The 20,801-nt window shown below is 65.1% G+C and carries 20 protein-coding genes and 1 pseudogene; 9 read left to right on the top strand and 12 right to left on the bottom strand.

The annotated features are described in order from the left end of the window. Positions 1-157: 157 nt before the first annotated feature. Positions 158-2,359 carry an AMP-binding protein gene (locus ACT6QU_RS01250; RefSeq protein WP_444563047.1) on the top strand — a complete coding sequence of 734 codons (2,202 nt, stop codon included), beginning with the start codon at positions 158-160 and terminating at the stop codon, positions 2,357-2,359. Here ACT6QU_RS01250 and ACT6QU_RS01245 read toward each other — a convergent pair. From ACT6QU_RS01245 to ACT6QU_RS01225, 5 genes and pseudogenes are all read right to left on the bottom strand, one after another. Then, positions 2,342-3,178, bottom strand: a complete 837-nt coding sequence (locus tag ACT6QU_RS01245) for a CDP-alcohol phosphatidyltransferase family protein (protein ID WP_444563046.1) — start codon at positions 3,176-3,178, stop codon at positions 2,342-2,344. The genes ACT6QU_RS01250 and ACT6QU_RS01245 overlap by 18 nt on opposite strands. Beyond that, a pseudogene (locus tag ACT6QU_RS01240) lies at positions 3,175-3,888 on the bottom strand (phosphatidylserine decarboxylase); the annotation flags it as partial. The gene ACT6QU_RS01245 and the pseudogene ACT6QU_RS01240, both read right to left, overlap by 4 nt. A gap of 54 nt (positions 3,889-3,942) precedes the next feature. Then, the gene (locus ACT6QU_RS01235) at positions 3,943-5,847 is read right to left on the bottom strand and encodes an ABCB family ABC transporter ATP-binding protein/permease (protein WP_444563045.1); all 1,905 of its coding nucleotides are present in this window, start codon (positions 5,845-5,847) and stop codon (positions 3,943-3,945) included. Further along, on the bottom strand, positions 5,837-6,184 hold the full coding sequence (locus ACT6QU_RS01230; RefSeq protein ID WP_444563044.1) for an ArsR/SmtB family transcription factor: 348 nt from the start codon (positions 6,182-6,184) through the stop codon (positions 5,837-5,839). The genes ACT6QU_RS01235 and ACT6QU_RS01230 overlap by 11 nt, the downstream gene beginning before the upstream one ends. Positions 6,185-6,249: 65 nt before the next feature. Continuing rightward, entirely contained in the window at positions 6,250-7,983 is a 1,734-nt protein-coding gene (locus ACT6QU_RS01225; RefSeq protein ID WP_444563043.1) for a LysM peptidoglycan-binding domain-containing protein, read from the bottom strand. A 126-nt stretch (positions 7,984-8,109) separates the two neighbouring features. Between ACT6QU_RS01225 and ACT6QU_RS01220 the strand changes: the two genes are divergently transcribed. Beyond that, the gene (locus ACT6QU_RS01220) at positions 8,110-8,721 is read left to right on the top strand and encodes an LOG family protein (protein WP_444563042.1); all 612 of its coding nucleotides are present in this window, start codon (positions 8,110-8,112) and stop codon (positions 8,719-8,721) included. On the opposite strand, the gene rarD is transcribed toward ACT6QU_RS01220, so the two are convergent. The 4 genes from rarD to cysS form a co-directional block, all read right to left on the bottom strand. Beyond that, positions 8,705-9,649: an EamA family transporter RarD gene (gene rarD / locus ACT6QU_RS01215; protein ID WP_444563041.1), complete on the bottom strand. Its 945-nt coding sequence runs from the start codon at positions 9,647-9,649 to the stop codon at positions 8,705-8,707. The genes ACT6QU_RS01220 and rarD overlap by 17 nt on opposite strands. 104 nt (positions 9,650-9,753) lie before the next feature. Beyond that, the gene (gene cimA, locus ACT6QU_RS01210) at positions 9,754-11,367 is read right to left on the bottom strand and encodes a citramalate synthase (RefSeq protein WP_444563040.1); all 1,614 of its coding nucleotides are present in this window, start codon (positions 11,365-11,367) and stop codon (positions 9,754-9,756) included. After that, the gene (locus ACT6QU_RS01205) at positions 11,364-11,852 is read right to left on the bottom strand and encodes a GFA family protein (RefSeq protein ID WP_444563039.1); all 489 of its coding nucleotides are present in this window, start codon (positions 11,850-11,852) and stop codon (positions 11,364-11,366) included. The genes cimA and ACT6QU_RS01205 overlap by 4 nt, the downstream gene beginning before the upstream one ends. Beyond that, the gene (gene cysS, locus ACT6QU_RS01200) at positions 11,849-13,279 is read right to left on the bottom strand and encodes a cysteine--tRNA ligase (protein ID WP_444563038.1); all 1,431 of its coding nucleotides are present in this window, start codon (positions 13,277-13,279) and stop codon (positions 11,849-11,851) included. The genes ACT6QU_RS01205 and cysS overlap by 4 nt, the downstream gene beginning before the upstream one ends. A 362-nt stretch (positions 13,280-13,641) precedes the next feature. Between cysS and ACT6QU_RS01195 the strand changes: the two genes are divergently transcribed. Then, positions 13,642-13,809: a transcriptional regulator gene (locus tag ACT6QU_RS01195; protein ID WP_444563037.1), complete on the top strand. Its 168-nt coding sequence runs from the start codon at positions 13,642-13,644 to the stop codon at positions 13,807-13,809. Positions 13,810-13,813: 4 nt separating this feature from the next. Here the strand turns inward: ACT6QU_RS01195 and ACT6QU_RS01190 are convergent, their stop codons facing one another. Beyond that, positions 13,814-14,572, bottom strand: a complete 759-nt coding sequence (locus ACT6QU_RS01190) for an SOS response-associated peptidase (protein ID WP_444563036.1) — start codon at positions 14,570-14,572, stop codon at positions 13,814-13,816. Between the two features lie 46 nt (positions 14,573-14,618). Between ACT6QU_RS01190 and ACT6QU_RS01185 the strand changes: the two genes are divergently transcribed. The 6 genes from ACT6QU_RS01185 (at position 14,619) to ACT6QU_RS01160 (ending at position 18,140) form a co-directional block, all read left to right on the top strand. Further along, positions 14,619-15,029 (top strand): NUDIX hydrolase, encoded by a 411-nt coding sequence (locus tag ACT6QU_RS01185; RefSeq protein ID WP_444563035.1) that lies wholly within the window; start codon positions 14,619-14,621, stop codon positions 15,027-15,029. A gap of 89 nt (positions 15,030-15,118) precedes the next feature. Further along, a complete protein-coding gene (locus ACT6QU_RS01180; protein ID WP_444563034.1) occupies positions 15,119-15,490 on the top strand; it encodes a TIGR02301 family protein in 372 nt (123 codons plus the stop codon). A gap of 121 nt (positions 15,491-15,611) precedes the next feature. Next, entirely contained in the window at positions 15,612-15,869 is a 258-nt protein-coding gene (locus tag ACT6QU_RS01175; protein ID WP_024586232.1) for a hypothetical protein, read from the top strand. A gap of 84 nt (positions 15,870-15,953) precedes the next feature. Beyond that, positions 15,954-16,616: a hypothetical protein gene (locus tag ACT6QU_RS01170; RefSeq protein ID WP_444563033.1), complete on the top strand. Its 663-nt coding sequence runs from the start codon at positions 15,954-15,956 to the stop codon at positions 16,614-16,616. Positions 16,617-16,689: 73 nt separating this feature from the next. Then, positions 16,690-17,535: a CAF17-like 4Fe-4S cluster assembly/insertion protein YgfZ gene (gene ygfZ, locus ACT6QU_RS01165; RefSeq protein WP_444563032.1), complete on the top strand. Its 846-nt coding sequence runs from the start codon at positions 16,690-16,692 to the stop codon at positions 17,533-17,535. Further along, the gene (locus tag ACT6QU_RS01160; protein ID WP_444563031.1) at positions 17,535-18,140 is read left to right on the top strand and encodes a YfbR-like 5'-deoxynucleotidase; all 606 of its coding nucleotides are present in this window, start codon (positions 17,535-17,537) and stop codon (positions 18,138-18,140) included. The genes ygfZ and ACT6QU_RS01160 overlap by 1 nt, the downstream gene beginning before the upstream one ends. Here ACT6QU_RS01160 and ACT6QU_RS01155 read toward each other — a convergent pair. Next, on the bottom strand, positions 18,137-19,603 hold the full coding sequence (locus tag ACT6QU_RS01155) for a RimK family protein (protein ID WP_444563030.1): 1,467 nt from the start codon (positions 19,601-19,603) through the stop codon (positions 18,137-18,139). The two genes, ACT6QU_RS01160 and ACT6QU_RS01155, sit on opposite strands and share 4 nt — an antisense overlap. Next, entirely contained in the window at positions 19,600-20,724 is a 1,125-nt protein-coding gene (locus ACT6QU_RS01150; protein WP_024586237.1) for a peptidase C39 family protein, read from the bottom strand. The genes ACT6QU_RS01155 and ACT6QU_RS01150 overlap by 4 nt, the downstream gene beginning before the upstream one ends. Between the last annotated feature and the right edge of the window lie 77 nt (positions 20,725-20,801).

The following is a 20,801-nucleotide window of genomic DNA, read 5'->3' as shown; positions in this document are numbered from 1 at the left end:
CATCTCCCAATATGTTCTCAATGCTAACTGCCCATTGGTCAGGCCGCCAGCGGAACAAGCGGGGCGGCGTCCGGATTGACGTGGACTGCCATTCGGCTACCCTCCGCGCCAACGGCCGATAAGAGCCGCTTGGCCTCGAGAGGTTGGAGGTGCGGCAATGCTCCAGACCGTTCTGATCATCGCTGGGATTCTGGCGTCATGGGCCGCGTTTGCGGCGTGGCTGTCGCATCGACAGGGTATTTCGCTGCATCAGGCGCTGCTCTATGCACCGCTGAAGCTCGCCTTCCGGATCGACGATTCGTCGCTGCGGGCCGCGCAGACGCCCGGCCCCGTGATCTATGCGATCTCGCACCAGTCGCGGCTCGACCCGGCGCTGATGCTCTCGGTCCTGCCCAACGACACCCTGCACATTCTCGACGAGCCGTCGGCGCGCGCGATGTGGCTGGAGCCTTGGCGCGAGCTTGCCCGTACCATCGCCTTCAAGGCGCAGCACGTCTTCGTCAACCGCCGCCTGACCCGGCGCCTCAAGGGAAACGGCCGGCTCGCGGTCTATTTTCCCTTCGACGCCGAACCGGACGTGAAGAGCTTCCGGCTCTATCGCGCGGTCGCCAAGATCGCCGTTTCGGCGGACGCCAAGGTCGTGCCGATCTATATTCGCGGTTCCAGCCACCTGCCCGGCGCCTATGAGCCCGCGGCCAAGACGCCGCGTCAGCTTCTGCCGAAACTGAAGATCATGGCGCTGCCGGCGCGTACGATCGGCGAACTGGTCGATGAGGCTGGGCCGATCGGCGTGACGACATCCAATGCGCTGTTCGACCGCGTCGCCGAGGCGCGCTTCTTCAGCCAAGGCCGGCCGAAGACGATCTTCCATGCCGTGCGCAGCGCGGCGCTTCTTTATGGCGCGGGGCGCGTGATCGCCGAGGACGTCGCCGGCGACAAGCTCACCTATCGCGCGCTTTTCGCCAAATCGCGGATGCTGTCGGGCAAGCTGGTCGAGATCGGCACAAGCGGCGACATCGTCGGGCTTCTGCTGCCCAATGCCGCGCAGAGCATGGCGATCTTTCTGGCGCTGCAATCGGCGGGCCGCGTCGTTGCGATGATGGGATCGGGCGTCGGGCCGCTCGACCTCGTGCGCGACGGCACGATCCGCTTCGTCGTCACCTCCCGCTCCCATGTCGAAAAGGCTCGGCTCGGCGAGGACATCGCGGCCATCACGGCGGCCGGTGGGCGCGTCGTCTATGTCGAGGATCTCGAAGCCTCCGTGACCGCGGCGGAGCGGGTCGCCGGCTGGTTCGCCTGGCGCGCGCGCCGCCTGCCCCGTCAGGCCGACGACGCGGCCGTGGTGCTTTTCAAACAGACCCCCGACGGACAGCGCGGCGTCGTGCTCAGCCATGCCAACCTGATCGCGAACGCCGCGCAGATCGAAGCGCGGCTGGTGCTTTCGCGCAGCGACACGATCCTCTCGGTCCTGCCGCTCCACACCGCACTCGGCCTGACCGTCGGGCTGATTCTGCCGCTGATGAAGGGCGTGCGCGCGCTCGCCTACCCGTCGCCGCTTCACATGCGTCAGATTCCGCAGGTCGCCGCGACGCGCCGGCCGACGATCCTGTTCGCGACGGACGCGCTGCTGTCGGCCTATGGCAAGGCCGCGCAGACCTCCGACTTCGAAAGCCTGCGCCTGATCGTTTCCGGTGGCGAAAGACTGCGTGTCGCGACGCGCCAGCTCTGGGCCGACCGTTTCGGCAAGACCATCATGGAAGGATACGGACTGACGGAAGCTTCGCCCGTCGTCGCGGTGAATTCGATCACGCATGGCCGGCCCGGCACGGTCGGCCGGCTTCTGCCCGGCATGCGGATGCGGCTCGAGCCGATCGAAGGATTCGAACAGGGCGGGCGGCTGCAGATTTCAGGGCCAAACATCGCGAAGCGATATCTCGGGACTGACGAGCCGATCGCCGGCAATGGCTGGTTCGACACGGGCGACATCGTTTCGGTCGATCGCGAGGGCTACCTGACGGCGCTTGGACGCGCCGGGCGTCTGGCTGCGGCGGACGGGTCGACGATTTCGCTGGCGCAGGTCGAGGAAGCTGCCGAAGCGGTCTGGCCGGAGACGGTCCATGCCGCCATCGCGCTCAAATCCGCCACCGGCGGTGACCGGATCGTGCTTGTGACGACGGAACCGGAAGCCGATCGCGCGGTGCTGGCGCGCCAGTGGAAGCGTCTCGGTTTCGAGGCCGGCGCCCTGCCCGCGACGGTGCTGTCCGTCCGGTCGATGCCGACGACGGCCAATGGCCGGGTCGACTATGCGAAACTCGCGGAGCTGGCCGAAGAAGCGCTCGGCCTAAGCAGCGCCGCCTGAACCGTCTTCGGTCGTCACATGCGCATCGCGGTCGGCACGTTCGGCGCGGCGCGCATAGGCGCGGACGCTGAAGGGCAGCATGGCGAAATAAGCCGCTGCCGTCAGTGCCAGCGTCGTCCAGGTATAGCTGAACAAAAGCGCGACATAGCCGACGATCGCCAGCATCAAGGGCAGGACCAAGTCACGCCGCACGCGCATGCCGCTCGACTTGCCCGAGTAGACCGGCAACTGGCTGACCAGAAGCAGCGCGACGCAAACGGTGAACGCGGCGGCGACGAAGCCGAAGGTCTGGTTCACCGGCACGCCGATCAGGCCGAGATAAACGGGCATCAAGACGAGCAGCGCACCGGCAGGCGCCGGCACGCCGACGAAATAGTCGTTCTGCCATGCCGGGCGGTCGGGATCGTCGAGCATGACGTTAAAGCGCGCAAGGCGCAGGCAGCAGGCGATGGCGAAGACGAGCGCCGCCGTCCAGCCGACCGCTCCGGCGCTGTCGAGCACATACGCATAAAGCACCAGAGCCGGGGCCACGCCGAAATTCATGATGTCGGCGAGCGAATCCATCTGCGCGCCGAAATTCGAGCTCGCCTTGAGCATCCTCGCCAAACGCCCATCGAGCGCGTCGAGGAATGCGGCGACCAGTACCATCGCCACTGCGATCTCGAACCTGCCCTCGAAAGCGAGGCGGATGCCGGACAGGCCGGCGCAGATCGCCAGAACGGTGACGAGGTTCGGCAGGATCAGGCGCAGCGGAATTTCGCGCAAACGTGGGCTGCGGCGACGCCCGTTCGGATCGTAGGGTGCGAAAGGCCCCTTCACGAGACGCGCACCAGCGGCGGCGTGATCGAGGCGTCGAATTCGGCGATGATCGTCTCGCCCGCCACCGCGGTCTGGCCGACATGGACGCGTGTGACGGCCTTGCGCGGCAGATAGACGTCGAGGCGCGATCCAAAGCGGATGATGCCGAAGCGTTCACCGATGCCAATGTCGCTGTCCGCGTCGGCCCAGCATACGATGCGGCGTGCGACGAGCCCGGCGACCTGCACCACGCCCACCTGCCCGTTCGGGCTTTCGATGACGAGGCCGTTGCGCTCGTTCTCGCTGCTCGCCTTGTCGAGTTCGGCATTGACGAACTTGCCGGCGCGATACTCGATCTTCGAGATGCGGCCGCGCACCGGGGCGCGGTTCACGTGGCAGTTGAAGACGTTCATGAAGACTGAAATGCGCGTCATCTCCTCGGTGCCGAGGCCGAGTTCACGCGGCGGGACGGCGGGTCCGACGGCCGAGACCATGCCGTCTGCCGGGCTGACGACCAGCTTGTCGTCGACCGGGGTGACGCGTTCGGGATCGCGGAAGAAGTAGGTGCACCAGGCCGTCAGGATCAGCCCGATCCAGAAGAGCGTGGTCGAGAATATGCCGAGCAGCAGCGTCACGCCCGCAAAGATCGCGATGAACGGATAGCCCTCGCGGTTGATCGGGACGAAAGTGTTCTTGATCGTGGTGACGAGGCTCATGAATCCGCTGCTTTGGTCAAGTTGGGAATGGCGTTCTGATTAGACGAACATCCCCCAACCCGCAACGCATCACTCCGCCGGCTGTTCCTCGGCAATTTCCGGCGTGCGGCGGCGGACGACGACGCCGTACTCGTCCTCCTCGCGCGCCTTGCGCAGCTTTTCCTCAGCCTCGGTCGCTTCGCGCTGACGTGCCCACATCGCCGAATAGAGCCCGTCGGCGACGAGAAGGTCGGCATGACGGCCACGCTCTGCGATCATGCCATCCTTGAGGACGATGATCTCGTCGGCGCCGATCACGGTCGACAGGCGGTGCGCGATGACGATGGTGGTGCGGCCTTTCGAGACGAGGTCGAGCGCGGCCTGGATTTCCTGCTCGGTGTGGGTGTCGAGCGCCGACGTCGCCTCGTCGAGGATCAGGATCGGCGGGGCCTTGAGAATGGTGCGCGCGATCGCGACGCGCTGCTTCTCGCCACCCGAAAGCTTCAGCCCGCGCTCGCCGACCATCGCCCTGTAGCCATCCGGCAGACGCTCGATGAAGGGGCCGATCTGCGCAAGTTCGGCGGCGCGGCGGACCTCGTCCTCGCCGGCCGAGACGCGGCCGTAGCGGATGTTGTAGGCGATGGTGTCGTTGAAGAGCACGGTGTCCTGCGGGACCATGCCGATCGCGGCGCGCAGGCTCTCCTGCGTCACGTCGCGCACGTCCTGCCCGTCGATTGTGATCGCGCCCGAGCCGGTGTCGTAGAAGCGGTAGAGAAGCCGCGAGACGGTCGACTTGCCGGCGCCGGACGGGCCGACGATGGCCACCGTCTTGCCGGCCGGCACCTCGAACGAAACGCCCTTCAGGATCGGCCGCGCCGGATCATAGGCGAAATGCACGTCGTCGAAACGAACGGTCGCTTCCCTGATGGCAAGCGTCGTGGCGTCGGGCTTGTCTGTGACCTCCTGCGGCACGTCCAGCAGGTCGAACATGTTCTCGATGTCGGTCAGGCCCTGGCGGATTTCGCGATAGATGAAACCGATGAAATTGAGCGGTACGGACAACTGCATCAGCATCGCGTTGATGAAGACGAAATCGCCGAGCGTGTGGGTGCCGCGCGCAACCTCCCAGGCCGACAGCGCCATGACGAGCGCCATGCCGACGCCGAATATGACGCCCTGGCCGAAATTCAACCAGCCGAGCGAGGTCCAGGTCTTGGTCGCCGCGTCCTCGTAGCGCGCCATCGACTTGTCGAAGCGGCTGGCTTCCATCTTCTCGTTGCCGAAATATTTGACCGTTTCGAAGTTCAGGAGCGAATCGATCGCCTTGGTGTTGGCGTCGGTGTCGCTGTCGTTCATCTCGCGGCGGATCTGGATGCGCCAGTCCGACGCCTTGACCGTGAACCAGGTGTAGAGCCAGACCGTGACAGCGATGATCGCGACGTAGATCCAGCCATAGGCGACGGCGAAGATGATGGCCGTCAGCGCGAATTCGAGGATCGTCGGCACCGTATTCAAGATGGTGAAGCGGACGATCGATTCGATGCCCTTGGTGCCGCGCTCGATGATGCGCGACAGGCCGCCGGTGCGTCGCTCCAGATGGAAGCGCAGCGACAGTTCGTGCATGTGGACGAAGGTCTTGTAGGCAAGCTGGCGCACCGCGTGCTGGCCGACCTTCGCGAACAGCGCGTCGCGCAACTGGTTGAAGCCGAGCTGGACGATGCGCACGACATTGTAGGCGAGCACCAGCATGACCGGCGCGACGAGGATCGCGGGGATCATGGCGGGGGCGGAAAATTCGCCGTTCAGCGCGTCCGTCGCCCATTTGAAAAAATAGGGCACAAGGACGAGGATCAGCTTGGCGACGACGAGGAAAACCGTCGCCCAGACGACGCGCATCTTCAGGTCCGGCCGGTCGTCGGGCCACATATAGGGCCACAGATTGACCAGCGTCGCGAAGACGGAGCCGCTTTCGGCCGAGACGGTCTTAGATGCCAATTTGGTCGTCCTGAATATGGGTCGCTGCGGCATGGTTTGCGCAGCAAAGGTCGATCAGGCCTGCCACGCCGCGCGACAGGCCCGCGAGCGCATCGCGGTCCACCTCATAGCGCGAGCGCGGACGCTCCGGCCGATAGGTGACGAGCCCCGCCTCTACCAGAATCTTCAGGTGCTGGGAAACGGTGGACTGCGCAAGGTGGAGGCTGTCGACGACCTCCTTGCAGCAGCAGGCCGGCCGGGACGACAGGTGCTTGAGAATGTGGAGACGCGCGGGATGGGCGAGTGCGCCAAGGCGCGCCGCCATCTCGTCGGCAGTGCAGGTTCGATCGATATTCATCGTTCATCGTCGATATACGATGAACGCATGGAAAACAAGGCCGCCTGAATGGCGGCCTTGAGATTCTACTGGGTCGTATCGGCGGGAGCGATCTGGTCGGACACCGTGCTCATATCCGCCTTTTCGCCTTCCTCGGTCTCGTCGGGAACGGCGAATATCTGGCCGGGCCAGATCATGTCCGGGTCGCGGATCTGCTCCTGGTTGGCCAGATAGATGGTCGAATAGCGCACGCCGCGCCCGTAGACGCGACGAGAAATCCGCCAGAGCGTGTCGCCGCGCCGGATGATGACGGCGCCGTCAGCAGCCTGAAGCGGCTCGGCCATCGTCTCCTCTATGGCAGCAGCCGCAGTCTCGTCCGCGCCTCCGGTCGAGGCGTTCGGGGTAGCAGCAGCTTCCGCGCCTTCATCGTTGCGCGACCCGTCGGCCGTCTCCGCGTCGGCGGTGGGCGCGACTTCGGGCGCTCCTTGCACCGGAGCGGTGCCGGATTCCGGCGACGACGGCGTGCCGGACGACGCGGCGGCACCTTCGCCGCTCTGTGCGGAAGCGGTCGGAACAGCCTGCCCGGAGGCCGAATCCGGCGTCGATCCCGCATCGGCGGGGGCGCGTTCGGCGGGCGCGACGGCTGCCACCGCCTCGCCGGGTTCACGCTGGAACGGGACGGCTGCACGTGCCGTGACCTCGCCGCTCAATCCGATAATATCGGCGCGCACGATATAGTCGCCCACAGGCAATTCGGTCTGCGTCTCGACGAGGAACCGCCCGCCTTCGGATACGCGCGCCTCACCGAGCAGGATTTCGTTCGCATAGACGCGCACGGTCGTCCCGGCGGCGCCGCGTCCCGCGACGAACACCGTGCCGCCCTCGATCTCGATCGCCTCGACGGCAAGCGCGTTTCGCGGGCTGGCGGGGCGGGCCTGAGTCGGCGAGGTCTGGGGCTCGGATCGCGCCGCCAGTTGCTGTTCGCTTTCCCCTTCCACTGCTGGTTCGGCCTCCGGCTCGCCCGGCGCATCCATTTCGGCGGCGTCTTGCGGCGAACCATCGGCCGGATCGGTAGCGTCCGGCGCGTCGGCGGCTGCCGTCCGTTCCGAGGCATCTGCGAGAGGCTCGTCTTCGACCGCTTCGTCGGCAGCCGGCGTCTCGGGCAAAGCCTCGATCGCGGGCGTCGCGTCAGCCTGCGTATCGGCTTCAGGCACGGTGATCAGCCTCGAAGGCGCGCCCGGTTCCTCGACGAGCGCCAGAACCTGTCCGTCCTGCGAATCCGGCACGGACACGACGGCTGTTTCGAGCGATGTCGTGACGAGCCCCTCACCGGGGCCGGTCGAACGCAGGACGATCTGATAGTCTCCCGGACGCAGCGCATCGTCGAGCACGGCGGCGAAATTGCCGGACGGGCCCACTTCGGCGCGGGCGATGATTTCGGCGCCCGCCACGACCTCGATGTCGGAATTCGGCTCGGCGCTGCCGGCGATCACCATCGATCCGTCGGGCTCGACGCGCACGATGTCGAAGGACGGCACCACGAGATCCGCATCGGCCGCATCCGGCTCGGCCACGGCCGCGACGTCCGCCGGCTCGGCGGTTTCCGAGGGTGCGGCGTCGACGGCCTCGCCATCTGTGGCAGGCTCTTCCTCCGCTGGCGCAACTGCCGCCTGCGGCTCGTCAGGCTCGGCAGCGGCCATCGGCGCAGAGCTTTCCTCCACGGCCCACGGATCATAGATGCCGGTATAATAGACCGTTCCGACCGCAGCGGTGGAACCGCCTGCGGCGAACAACAGGATTTTCAGCCAGTTCGCGACCATTCGTGCCTTCCCGGGACCGGTCTCAAAGCCGGCAAAGCCCGGTTTATCCGGTTTCCCGCACCGCTACAAGAAAAAGGCCACGTCCAAGACTTGACCTCGCCGAGCACGCGCCTACCCATTGGGGCCATGAGCACGATTCGATCCATCTGCGTTTATTGCGGGTCCTCGCCGGGCAACAGCCCCATCTATCTCGAAGCTGGCCGCACGCTCGGCCGCGCCATCGCCGATGCAGGGTTGACGCTCGTCTATGGCGGCGGGCTGAAGGGCATCATGGGCGCCGTCGCCAATGGTGCGATCGAGCGCGGCGGACATGTGACGGGCATCATTCCCCGCTTCCTGATCCGCAAGGAAGCAGGCGACGAGGCCGGGCTCGATCATCTCGACGAAGTGATCCTGACCGAGGACATGCACGAGCGAAAGCACGCCATGTTCGAACGCTCGGATTCGTTCGTTGCCCTTCCCGGCGGCATCGGGACTGTCGAGGAGATTGTCGAGATCATGACCTGGGCGCAGCTCGGGCGGCACCAGAAGCCGATGGTATTCGGCAATGTCGCCGGTTTCTGGAACCCGATGCTGGCGCTGATCGACCACATGAAGGCCGAGGGCTTCATTCACTCGCAGCACATGGTGCGCCCGCTGGTCGTGACCGAACCCGGCCGCATCGTGCCGGCGATCCTCGACGCCGCCGCACCGTCCGCCGACGCCGAGGGCGATCCGGAAATCATCGAACGGATGTAGCCGCGACCGCCTCGGCCGCGCTCGCCCGGCGCTGCGTGAACATTGACCAGGTGTAGATCGCCAACGCCGTCCAGATGAAGCCGAAGGCGACCAGCCGCGCAGTGCCGAAAGGCTCCCCGAAGACGAAGACGGCGATGATCGCGATCATGGTCGGCGCGATGTACTGCATGATGCCGATCGACGAAATCTTCAGAAGCTTCGCGCCGAACGCGTAGAGAACGAGCGGAATGGCGGTGATCGGACCGCACAGGACGAGCAGCGCCATGTCGAGCGGCATGTCGAGCCTGAAGCTGTTGGCGCCGGTGGTGGCAAGATAGCCGATCCAGAGAACTGCCGGAGCGGTCAGGATCAGCACTTCGAGGAAGAACCCCTGGCTCGGCCCGATCGGCAGCGTCTTGCGCAGGAAGCCGTAGCCCGCAAAGCTCAATGCGAGCACCAGCGACACCCACGGAAGCCCGCCCGCATCCCAGGTGAGGATCGCCACCGCGACGGCCGCCAGCCCAACGGCGACGAGTTGCGCCCGCGACAGGCGCTCCCCCAGCAGCACCGCGCCCATGACCACCGTCACCAACGGGTTGATGTAGTAGCCGAGCGCCGTTTCGACCGTGCGGTCGACGGCGATCGCCCAGATGTAGACGCCCCAGTTGATCGAGATCAGCGCCGCCGTCAGCGACGCCATCAGGAGCGTGCGCGGCGAGCGCAGCGCCGGGCCGATGTCGCCCGTGCGGCCCATGGCGACGAGGATGATCGCCGCGACGGGCAGCGACCAGACGACCCGATGCGCAACGATCTCCGAAGCCGGCACATGGTCGAGCGCCTTCATCAAAAGCGGCATGAACCCCCAGAGAAGATAGGCCGCGCCGGCGAACGCGAACCCGCGCAGCGGTTCGGGTTGCTCGGCCGGAATCGGGACGTGAGATGCGTTCATGTCGGTTTGCGTCGCTCCATTCAGCGCGGCCGGTGTCGCACGGTGCGCCGGGCGCGACCATCGCAAATCATTGATGCACCAATCGCATCTGGTTGATCGTGCAATCAGGCCGCAACGATCGCGGGCACCTCGCTCGCCTTGACCAGCTTGTAGACGATGGAATCGAGAAGCGCCTGGAACGAGGCGTCGATGATGTTGTCGGAGACGCCCACGGTCCACCATCGCGCGCCGGTCGCATCGTGCGATTCGATCAGGACGCGGGTGATCGCCTCGGTGCCGCCATTGAGGATACGCACCTTGTAGTCGACGAGTTCGAGGTCCTCGATCTCGGCCTGGAACTTGCCCAGATCCTTGCGCAGCGCCAGATCGAGCGCGTTGACGGGTCCGTGGCCCTCGGCGACCGACATCTTCTCCTCGCCGTCGACGGTCAGTTTCACGATCGCCTCGGAGATCGTCTTCAACTGTCCGTTGGCATCGAAGCGGCGTTCGACCATGCAGCGGAAACTGTCGACCTTGAAGAACTCCGGCACGCGCCCGAGCGTGCGCCGCGCCAGGAGTTCGAAGCTCGCATCCGCGCCCTCATAGGCATAGCCCTCGGCCTCGCGCTCCTTGACCAGAGAAATCAGCGTGTCGAGCCGCGGATCGGCCCTGTCGACCGCGATGCCGCGGCGTTTCAGTTCGGCGATGAAGTTCGACTTGCCGCCCTGGTCGGACACCATGACCTTGCGCGCATTGCCGACCGTCTCCGGCGGCACATGTTCATAGGTCTGCGGCTCCTTCAGGATCGCCGAGGCGTGGATGCCGGCCTTGGTGGCGAAGGCGGACGCGCCGACATAGGGCGCCTGTGCGTTCGGCGCGCGGTTCAAAAGTTCGTCGAACGCGCGCGACAGGCGGGCAAGGCCCTCCAGCCCTTCGGGGCTGATCGCCGTCTCGAAGCGTTCGGCGAAGGCCGGCTTCAGCACGAGCGTCGGGATGATCGTGACGAGATTGGCGTTGCCGCAACGCTCGCCGATGCCGTTCAGCGTGCCCTGCACCTGCCTGACGCCCGCCTCGACGGCGGCGAGCGAATTGGCGACGGCCTGACCGGTGTCGTCATGGGCGTGGATGCCGAGATGGTCGCCGGTTATGCCGGAAGCGATGACGGCCGCCACGATCTCGCGTACCTCGCCCGGCTGCGTGCCGCCATTGGTGTCGCATAGCACGACCCAGCGAGCGCCCGACGCATAGGCGGCTTTCGCGCAGGCGAGCGCATAGGCGGGATTGGCCTTGTAGCCGTCGAAGAAGTGCTCGCAGTCGACCATCGGCTCGCGGCCCGCTGCCTTCGCCGCCTCGACGGAGGCGCGGATCGCGTCGAGATTTTCCTCGTTGGTGCAGCCGAGCGCGACGCGGACGTGATAGTCCCAGCTCTTGGCAACGAAGCAGATCGCGTCGGCCTTGGCCTGCAGGAGTTCGGCAAGGCCGGGATCGTTCGATGCCGACACCCCTGCCCGCTTGGTCATGCCGAAGGCGACGAAGGTCGATTTCGCGGTGCGCTTCTTTTGGAAGAACGCCGTGTCGGTCGGATTTGCGCCGGGATATCCGCCCTCGACATAATCGATGCCGAACGCATCGAGCATGCCTGCAATCGCGATCTTGTCCTCGACCGAGAAATCGACGCCCGGCGTCTGCTGGCCATCGCGCAAGGTCGTGTCGAAGAGATAGATGCGTTCGCGGGTCATGTCCGGTCCTTTGGCGGCCAGGATTCGGTGTCGTGGTCTGGGTGCTGGAACGATTCCAGATCGGCGAGGAATGAAGCTGTGCCGTCGGTCTCCGTGCGGTCTGCGGACAGCGCCGCGAGATCGTCGACATAGGGCAGCTTCGCCTCGATGCCCCATTGCTTCGTCGGCGCGACCGACGCCGGGTCGTCGAAGGCGCCGATGGCGAGCGCGACGCCGTCCGGCGCTTCATAAGTCAGCGGCGTACCGCACTCGGCGCAAAAGCCACGCAGGACGTGGCTGGAGGAGCGGTAGCGCTTCGGCGCGCCGCGGGTCCATTCGAGGCCGTTCTCGGGTGCTGTCGCCAGCGGTGCGTAGAACGCGCCAAAGGCTTTCTGGCACATGCGGCAATGGCAGATGGAGACGGAACCCAGCGCCCCCTCGACACGAAACCGCACCGCACCGCACTGGCAGCCGCCGGTATAGACGGGTTTGCTGGGAAGGCTCACCTCTTCACCTCCCACGTCGTCACACGCTCGCCCGTGGCGGGGTCCTTGCCGTCCTTCAACTGGATGCCCTGAGCCAGAAGTTCGTCGCGGATGCGATCGGCTTCGCTCCAGTTCTTGGCGGCGATGAAGGCGAGGCGGTTGGCGACGAAGCGTTTCACTGCCCCTTCGTCCACGTCCACCGTCTCCGGCTCGAATCCAAGGAAAGCGAGCGTCGCCTTCAGCGATGCCGCGGCCTCGTCGTTGCCAGTGGCGGCCAGTTGTGAGAGAGCGTGAAAAGCGTCGCTGGTGGCCATGTCGTCGGCGAGAGCGTCGAGCACCGACCGGGAAATATCGCCCTCGCCCGATGCCTGGTCTGTGATACGCAGCCACTTGCGCAAGGTGCTTTCCGCCTCCTCCAACCGCCGCACGCTAAAATCGATCGGCTCATGATAATGCGTCATCAGCATCGCCAGCCGCAGCACCTCGCCCGGCCATTTCCGTCCGCCGAACTTCTCCGTGTGCAACAGATCATGGATGGTGACGAAATTCCCCTCGCTCTTCGACATCTTGCGGCCCTCGACCTGCAAGAATCCGTTGTGGAGCCAGTAGTTGGCCATGACCTCGGTGCCGTGGGCGCAGCGGGATTGGGCGATTTCGTTTTCGTGGTGGGGGAAGATCAGATCGAGGCCGCCGCCGTGGATGTCGAAGACTTCGCCCAGATAGGCGGCGGACATGGCCGAGCACTCGATGTGCCAGCCGGGGCGGCCGCGGATGGGGAGCGGTTTGCCGTCGATGGTGAAGCTTGCGTCCCAGCCGGGCTCATTGTCACTCGACGCCTTCCAGAGGACGAAATCGCCGGGGTTCTTCTTGTGCACGTCGACGGCGACGCGGGCGCCGGCGCGCTGGTCTTCGAGGTTGCGGCCGGAGAGCTTGCCGTAATCCGCCATCGAGACCGTGTCGAAAAGGATTTCCCCTGCCGCCGCATAGGCATGGCCGCGATCGATGAGAGATTGAATCAGGCCGACCATGTCGGCCTTGCCGTCCGCGCGGGGCAGGACGAACTCGGTCGCGCGGGGCTCGTGCGTCGGCTGGAGGCAGCCAAGCGCCTTCACGTCCTCGTGGAACTGCGTCGCCGTCGTTTCGGTGACCTTTCGGATCGCCTCGTTCAGCGGCAGGTCGGGAAAGTCGCGCAGGGCGCGTGCGTTGATCTTGTCGTCGACGTCGGTGATGTTGCGCACATAGGTGACGTTCGCCTCGCCGTAGAGATGGCGCAGGAGCCGGAACAGCACGTCGAAGACGATGACCGGGCGCGCATTGCCGATATGAGCGAAGTCGTAGACCGTGGGGCCGCAGACATACATCCGCACGTTTTGCGGATCGATCGGCCGGAAGACTTCCTTCGTCTTCTTCAGCGTGTTGGTCAAGCGCAGTTGCGGCGCTTCAGTCATGCGTCAACCTTCCCACGGAACTAGCCCTCCACCGGCTGGCCGGGAGGTTTTCTCGTTCACGATCGGAAGGGCGAAAACGTCCGGACCAGCAGGCTGCTAGCCGATAATGCAAATGCCGGTAATGGCGAGCTGCGTTTTCATGACCTGCTTTATCGCGCTGCCATCAAGGCGCGTCAAGGGCGGAAGTACGGCCGCCAAATGGCCGTTCGCGTGGCAAAAATGCCGCATAAAGAATGCGTTAAGCATGCCGGTACAAATTGAACTGAATTGTCCGCATCACCCATCCCTGCGGCCAAGCTTTGGTCTTATTCGATCCCCACCTCGGGCGGGTAGCCGCCGAACATCGATAAGGAGATTGAGAAATGCCCGTCCTCGCCACCAAGACCGAACGCCAACGCGCCGAATACATGTCGCTGACCCAGCATTACCGCAACATCGGCCCGGCAGCGATCCTGGCGGCCGTCCTCGCCGCACCGCGCAAGCGCACGGCGGAGCAGAAGTCGCAGCAGACGATGAAGAAGTCGGCCTGAGAGGCTAAAAGAGGTTGAGCTGATCCGGTTTCGGCTTCGGCTTCTTCTCGACGACAGGCTCCGGCGCGACCAGCGCCGGGTGGACAAGAGCGGGGTCGTCATTGGCGACCTTGTTGACGCGATCCGACACCGGGATCGCCTCGAACAGATCCGGCTCGGCCGGGCGCATCAAATGCGCGACGTCGCGCGGCTCGTTGCCGACGCAGTCGAGCCATTCGGCAAAATCCTGCTCGTGAATGACGACCGGCATCCGGTCGTGGATCGGCGCCAGCGTCTCGTTGGCGGATGTGGTCAGAATAGCGCCGGTATCCATTTCGCTGCCATTCGGGTCGATGAAGGTTTCCATCAGCCCGGCAAAGGCCAGCGCGCCGCCATGGCGTGGCTTCAGGAAATAGGGCTGCGGCCTGCCCTTTCCTTCCCGTTTCCATTCATAGAAGCCCGATGCAGGCACCAGCGTTCGCCGGTGGCGCAGCGCGGCGCGGAAGGCATTCTTGTCGGCCACCGTTTCCGAGCGCGCATTGATCAGCAGCGGAAACGCCTTCACGTCCTTGACCCAGGACGGCAGAAGCCCCCAGCGGACGAGTTCGGCGCGGCGGTCGGGCAGGTTCGAGCCCGGCTCGCGGCGATAGCCGGCGGCGATCATCAGGATCGGCTGCGTCGGCGCGATGTTGTAGCGCGGCGCCAGGCCACCCTCGAGCGGCATGATCGCGAAAAGCGCTTCGATCTGCGCCGCGGTCTGGGTCAATACGAAACGTCCACACATGCGTTCTATTTAGGGAAACTGACGGACGAACGGGAGAGCCAATCCGATGAAGCGCATCGCCGCCGCCTCCGTGGCGCTCTTGCGGGAAGGCCGCTTCCTGCTGGTCAGGCGCGGGCGCGGCGCGGCGCGGGGTCAGTACGCGTTTCCGGGCGGGCGCTGCGAGCCGGGCGAAAGCGCCGAGGGTGCGGCACGGCGCGAACTGGCGGAGGAGACGGGGCTCGTCACCGGTGGGTTGAAGCTCCTGCGGCGGATCGAGATCGAGGGCGAGGATATGGTCTACGCACTCGACGTGTTCCATGCGGATGGCGCGAGCGGACACGCCGTAGCCGGCGACGATGCCGAAAGCCTCGGCTGGTTCACGATCGGGGAGATGGAGAGGCTCGACATCACCTCATCGACGCTGGAATTCGCGCGCGAGATCGCCGCGTCACAATCCGGCCCGAACACCGATGAATAGATCGGGTGCAGAATATAGCGCATGCCGGATACCACTTTTCGGTGTGATGTTCTAAACGAAGACCTTCACCTGACGGACCGCACTGCTGCATGCCCCTTCTCTTCCGAATCCTCCTGATCGCCGGCCTGAGCGTTGCTCCGGGCGCCGGCGCACGCGCGACGGATTCGCCCTTCGAAGCCAATCTCGTGCGGCTATCGGAAGTTCTGGGATCGCTGCATTTCCTGCGCAATCTGTGCGGCGAGGCGAGCGACGAATGGCTCGACCACATGGAGCGGCTGTTGGAAGCCGAGGACCCGGACGAGGTGCGCCGCGCCAAGTTCGTCGCCAATTTCAACGCCGGCTACCAGGCTTTCGAAGCCAACTATACGCGCTGCACCGCGTCGGCGATCGAAGCCATTTCGCGCTACATGAAAGAAGGCGAGAAGCTTACCCGCGATACCGCCGCACGCTTCGGCAATTAGTATTCGATTAACTTTTTAATCAAAGTCTCGATGCGTGACATTTTTGCTGTGGTAGAAAGGCTTAACCAGTCCTGAACGACAAATGCCAAATGCCGATGAACGCGGCGCCAGGGGTTAGCCGATGAACTACAGCCTCAACGACATCGACGCGATCATCCGCGAGGAAAAGCGGCTGACGGCGGTCGAAAGCCATTGCGAGGCCTGGGCCGAGGGCTTGTCGGCGGGGATCGAGCCGGAAATCATCGCCGAGGCGGCGCTTTCGACGGCGCTGCGCGAACTCGTCAAGACGGCCGGTGAGGATTCGGCCGTGCTGCTTCTGGAGAAGATGCGCAAGCTGGCGCTTTCAGGCGCGTTCGATGGCGACAAGAGGTTGCACTGACCATTTTGCCGCGGGCGCATCCTGCGCTGTCGTGTTAGCGTTCATACGATGATGAACGCCGCTCTCCGCCTGTCGATTCCCTGCATGTGCGCGCTTTTGTTCGCCCTGCCCGTGCACGCCTTCAGCGAGTTGCAGGAAACGCAGTTCGAAGCCCCCGAGGAACCGGAAAGCGATCCGCAAGCGCCTGCCGTCGAGCGCGGACCGGACCTTCCCGCCCTCGAAGTGCCCCTGCCCGACCCGATCCGTCCGGGAACGCCCGGCCAGTCCGCGTCCGAGGCGACGCCGCGTATCCTCTACGATCTGATGCTCCTGCCGGAACCGGTCCGGCGCATGCGCGAGCGCATTATGGAAGCCTGCAAGGCCGGCGACGTCGAGGCGCTGCGCGCGCTGCTCTCCACCGGCGCGAATGCGACGCAGCTATCGCTCTCCGCCGTGGAAGGCGACCCGATCGACCATCTGAAGAGCCTTTCGGGCGACGAGGAGGGGCATGAAATCCTTGCTATCCTCTACGAGGTGCTCGCCGCCGGTTTCGTCCATCTCGACATCGGCACGGATGACGAGATCTATGCCTGGCCCTATTTCGTGGCCATTCCGATCGAAACCTTGACGCCGCCCCAGCGCGTCGAACTCTTCAAGCTCGTCACCGCCGGCGACTACGAGGAGATGAAGGCCTACGGCACCTACATCTTCTTTCGCGTCGGCATCTCGCCGGATGGCGAATGGGAGTTCTTCGTCGGCGGCGAATAGGGCCATCGGCTTGCCCGGGCGCGCGCTTGCGCCTACCTAAGCGGCGTCACCGAAACAGATGCCGAGTCGCTCCATGCCGACCGTTCACCTCCCCTCCCGCGCTTTCGTCACCGTCGACGGGCCGGAGGCCGAGCACTTCCTCCAGAACCTCATCACGCCGGATCTCGCGGCGTTTGCGGCCGGCGAGGCGAAACCCGGCGCGCTGTTGACGCCGCAGGGCAAGATCCTGTTCGATTTCCTGATCTCGCGCACCGGCGACGGGTTCCGGCTCGAATGCCGGACGGAAGTCGCCGACGATCTGGCCAAGCGGCTGACGATCTACAGATTGCGCGCCAAGGTGTCGATTGCCGTCCAGGAACAAGGACTTGTCGCCGTTTCATGGGGCGACGATTCCAGCGCTTCGCAATCCGATTCAAGCGTGCGCGACCTGCGTTTCACCGAACCGGTCTGGCGGAACTACGAGGCTTTGCCGGTCGCCACGGCAGATGAGCCGGCCTGGACCGCGCTGCGCGCCGAAAGCGGCATTGCCGAAAGTGGCGCGGATTTCGCACTTTCCGACGTGTTCCCGCACGATGTTCTCTACGACCAGAATGGCGGCGTCGGATTGAAGAAGGGCTGCTTCGTCGGTCAGGAAGTGGTCTCGCGCATGCAGCATCGTGGCACTGCGAGGCGCCGCGTCATGATCGCCAGAAGCGACGATGCGCTGCCGGTTTCGGGCACCGAGATCACCGTCAATGGCCGGCCGATCGGCACGCTGGGCTCGAGCGCGGACGGCGCCGGTATCGCCATCATGCGGATCGACCGCGTCAAGGATGCGCTGGACGCCGGTCACGACATCCTCGCGGGCGATGCCAGGATGACGCTGACGGTCCCCGCCTGGGCACGCTACACGCTGCCCGAAACCACCGCGGCCGACTGATGCCCGACCGGCGCGGCGCCCCCGCGCGTGCCTGGCAGCGCATGCTCTCCGGCCGCAGGCTCGACCTTCTCGACCCCTCGCCGCTCGACATCGAGATCGGCGACATCGCCCACGGACTGGCGCGCGTCGCGCGTTGGAACGGGCAGACGCATGGCGCGCACGCTTTTTCGGTCGCGCAGCATTCGCTGGTCGTGGAAAAAATCCTGCGTTCCATCGAGCCCGACCTGGAGCCGCGCTGGCACCTCGCCGCGCTACTGCACGATGCGCCCGAATATGTGATCGGCGACATGATCTCGCCTTTCAAGCAGCAGATCGGCGACAGCTACCGGGTCGTCGAGCACCGGCTGCAGGTGGCAATCCACCTGCGTTTTGGCCTGCCGCCCGCTCTGCCCGCGCCGATCAAGAAGGCGATCAAGCGCGCCGACCAGATCGCCGCCTATCACGAGGCAACGCGGCTCGCCGGCTTCGGCATGGCTGAAGCGGTGAAGTTCTTCGGCCGCCCGACGGGCGTCACGGCCGGCGAACTGGCGCTGGAGCCGCAGGCTGCACTCTTGGTGCAGAACGCGTTCGTGGCGCGTTTCGTGGAGATCGAGGCGGCGCTTTAGCGCCCCTGCTTCTCCAGCCGGTTCAGGAACCATTTGGTCAATCGCACCCAGACCTCGTCCTTCTCGCCGGCATCTTCCACGCCGTGCTCGAGATTGGGGTTGTCGTTGACCTCGATGACGTAGATTTCGCCGCTCGGCATTTCCTTCAGGTCGACGCCATAAAGCCCGTCGCCGACGCAGCGCGCGGCGCGCACGGCCGTCTCGACGACATGGGCCGGCGCCTGGGCCAGCGTGAAGGCGCGGAAGCCGCCTTCGTCGGGTTTGCCACGGCGGTCGTGATTGACGATCTGCCAGTGCTTCTTGGCCATGAGATACTGCACGGCGAAAAGCGGTTGGCCGCCGAGGACGCCGATGCGCCAGTCATAGTCGGTCGGCGAATATTTCTGCGCGATGAGGAGGTCGGAATCCTCCAGCCATTTCGCGGCGAGCGTCTTCAACTCTTCAAAATTATTGGCCTTCTTCACGCCGCGCGAAAACGCGCTGTCTGGGATCTTCAACACAAGCGGAAAGCCGAGCATGTCGGCGGCAAGCTGCAAGTCCGCGGCGCCTGCGATCATCACGGTCGGCGGCACCGGCACGTTGTGCGCCTCCATCAGCTCGTTCAGATAGACCTTGTTGGTGCAGCGGATCATCGACAGCGGATCGTCGATGACGGGCATGCCCTCCTGCTGTGCGCGTCGCGCGAAGCGATAGGTGTGGTTCGAGATCGTCGTGGTCTCGCGAATGAAGAGCGCATCGTAATTCGCCAGTTTCGGCAGGTCGCGCTTGCCGATCGGCTCGACCTCGACGCCCATCTTGGCCGCGATGCGCGACCAGTATTTGAGCGAGGCGATGGAGGATGGCGGCAGTTCCTCCTTCGGATCGACCAGCGTCGCGAAGGAATAGCGCGAGGGCGTGCGCTGCTTGGTGTCGCGCCATTCGCGCGCGGTGTAGGTGTCGAGCGCTTCGAGGAAGCGGGTCTTCTCGTCCTCCTTCATCCGCGCGAGCGGCAGGAAGCCGACGCGGCCTATGGAGGCCCATTCGCCATTGTCGCGGATTGTCACTTCCAGTGCCGGCGCGCGGAACCAGTCGAACAGAAGCCGCGCGAAGCGGTCCCATGCCTTGGAGGGGCCGATGCCGAAGAAGACGCCGATCCGCGTCGGAAAGCTGCCGCCGAGTTCCTTGCGGCAGCGGTTGAGCGTCTGCTCCAATTCGGGCAGCGAGGCCTCGTAAAGCTTCTTTTCCGACAGGTCAATCATCGTCTCGACAGACGGGATGATGCGGTGGCCGCGCGAACCTGCCAGGAGCGAGGCGTAGTAGCCGCGGCTCTGGTAGGCGTAGGAACCGGACAGGTTGATGATCTTCGGCCGCTGCGTGCGAAACAGCGACGGATGGGTCAGGTAGTCCCGGTTGGTGATGATCTTGTGGGGGGTTTCGAACTGGTCGAGGTCGCTCTTGCGGCCGGTCAGGATGACCCAGGTCATTTTTTTCGTCTGTCTCCGAGCACGACGGCGGCCCGCAAGGGGGGATGGCCGAACTGCGCCATTCGCATGAACATCTCATAGGGCACCGGCACGTTCGCCGCGTCGGAAGCCGTCTCGCCATGCTCGTCCTCGACCCAAGGGTCGTGGATGAAGATGTGGTCGCCATCGTCGTCGATGGCCAGCACCCAATGCGGCACCTTCTTGCCGAACATCAGGAAGCCCGAGATCAGAACAACGACGAGCCGTCCTTGTTTCAAGGCGCGGCGAATATCGTCGAGCACGAAGGCGCGATCGTGGACGGCGACGCCGTATTCGGCGATGCGGGCGCGAAAGTCGATCTGGGCGAGCAGCATCACCCGGCGCTTTTCCGCATCGCGCACCGACTGGATGAAAAGCGGGCCTTCGTGCGAGACGAAGATTTCCGGCTTCAGGCCATGTTCGTGCGCGGCGACCGCAAGGCCGAACGGCTCGCAACCGCCCGGGCCCGACATCATGAAAACCGTCGTCGCCTCGCGCCACAGGCGGATTTCCTTGACCGGCTCGGGCACGTAATCGGCGTCGAAATGCGCCATCGCCATCATCAGGCAGCAGGGGCCGCAGGTGAAATCGGCGGTCTGTTCGTAGAAGGGCACCTTGGTCGAGCGCACCTCGCCATGAAGCAGCTTTTCCATGCGGATCGCCGCGACGCCGTCCTCGTAATAGCCGTCCTCGACGCCGATGCGGCGGTAGTGGTTCTTCTCGTAGAGCGCGATGGCACGTGGATTGTCCTCGCGCACCTCCAGCCGCAGGAGCATCCGCCCATGCTCGTAGGCGGCGTGCTCGGCGGCGGCGAGCAGCGTGCGACCCAGACCTGTTCCCTGCATCTGTTCGTCGGCCGCGATCGAATAGAGCCGCGCGACGCCGCTGCCTTTTCGGAACAGGACCATGCAGTAGCCAACGATGGCGCCGTCCAGGATCGCGACCGTCGTCTCCGCGGTCGAGCGTTCGATCAGCTTGTGGAAGGAGCGGCGCGAAATGCGGTCATGAGTGAAGACGCGCGCCTCGAGCGCGGCCAACGCATCCTCGTCGCCGATGCGGGCGGCGCGCAGCGTGATGCCTGAGGCGATGGGTGCGGATGCCATTGCGGCGGACTTCCTCGGGAAAGTCGGGCGCCGGTTGTCCTCCCAACTCCGGCCCGCCGACACCTTTCCGAGGCCGG

The sequence above is a fragment of the Aliihoeflea sp. genome, assembly GCF_052435475.1.
GTDB lineage: Bacteria > Pseudomonadota > Alphaproteobacteria > Rhizobiales > Rhizobiaceae > Aliihoeflea.
The sequence above is the reverse complement of the archived record's forward strand: the minus strand, read 5'-3'. Positions and strand labels throughout refer to the sequence as shown.

Excerpts from the sequence above, each read along its gene's own strand:
- ACT6QU_RS01180 (WP_444563034.1), top strand. The coding sequence starts at position 15,119 with ATGCCCCTTCTCTTCCGAATCCTCCTGATCGCCGGCCTGAGCGTTGCT.
- ACT6QU_RS01185 (WP_444563035.1), top strand. The coding sequence starts at position 14,619 with ATGAAGCGCATCGCCGCCGCCTCCGTGGCGCTCTTGCGGGAAGGCCGC.
- ACT6QU_RS01230 (WP_444563044.1), bottom strand. The coding sequence starts at position 6,184 with ATGAATATCGATCGAACCTGCACTGCCGACGAGATGGCGGCGCGCCTT.
- ACT6QU_RS01170 (WP_444563033.1), top strand. The coding sequence starts at position 15,954 with ATGTGCGCGCTTTTGTTCGCCCTGCCCGTGCACGCCTTCAGCGAGTTG.
- cysS (WP_444563038.1), bottom strand. The coding sequence starts at position 13,279 with ATGACTGAAGCGCCGCAACTGCGCTTGACCAACACGCTGAAGAAGACG.
- ACT6QU_RS01195 (WP_444563037.1), top strand. The coding sequence starts at position 13,642 with ATGCCCGTCCTCGCCACCAAGACCGAACGCCAACGCGCCGAATACATG.
- ACT6QU_RS01160 (WP_444563031.1), top strand. The coding sequence starts at position 17,535 with ATGCCCGACCGGCGCGGCGCCCCCGCGCGTGCCTGGCAGCGCATGCTC.
- cimA (WP_444563040.1), bottom strand. The coding sequence starts at position 11,367 with ATGACCCGCGAACGCATCTATCTCTTCGACACGACCTTGCGCGATGGC.
- rarD (WP_444563041.1), bottom strand. The coding sequence starts at position 9,649 with ATGAACGCATCTCACGTCCCGATTCCGGCCGAGCAACCCGAACCGCTG.
- ACT6QU_RS01190 (WP_444563036.1), bottom strand. The coding sequence starts at position 14,572 with ATGTGTGGACGTTTCGTATTGACCCAGACCGCGGCGCAGATCGAAGCG.
- ACT6QU_RS01175 (WP_024586232.1), top strand. The coding sequence starts at position 15,612 with ATGAACTACAGCCTCAACGACATCGACGCGATCATCCGCGAGGAAAAG.
- ACT6QU_RS01225 (WP_444563043.1), bottom strand. The coding sequence starts at position 7,983 with ATGGTCGCGAACTGGCTGAAAATCCTGTTGTTCGCCGCAGGCGGTTCC.
- ACT6QU_RS01220 (WP_444563042.1), top strand. The coding sequence starts at position 8,110 with ATGAGCACGATTCGATCCATCTGCGTTTATTGCGGGTCCTCGCCGGGC.
- ACT6QU_RS01150 (WP_024586237.1), bottom strand. The coding sequence starts at position 20,724 with ATGGCATCCGCACCCATCGCCTCAGGCATCACGCTGCGCGCCGCCCGC.
- ACT6QU_RS01250 (WP_444563047.1), top strand. The coding sequence starts at position 158 with ATGCTCCAGACCGTTCTGATCATCGCTGGGATTCTGGCGTCATGGGCC.
- ACT6QU_RS01155 (WP_444563030.1), bottom strand. The coding sequence starts at position 19,603 with ATGACCTGGGTCATCCTGACCGGCCGCAAGAGCGACCTCGACCAGTTC.
- ygfZ (WP_444563032.1), top strand. The coding sequence starts at position 16,690 with ATGCCGACCGTTCACCTCCCCTCCCGCGCTTTCGTCACCGTCGACGGG.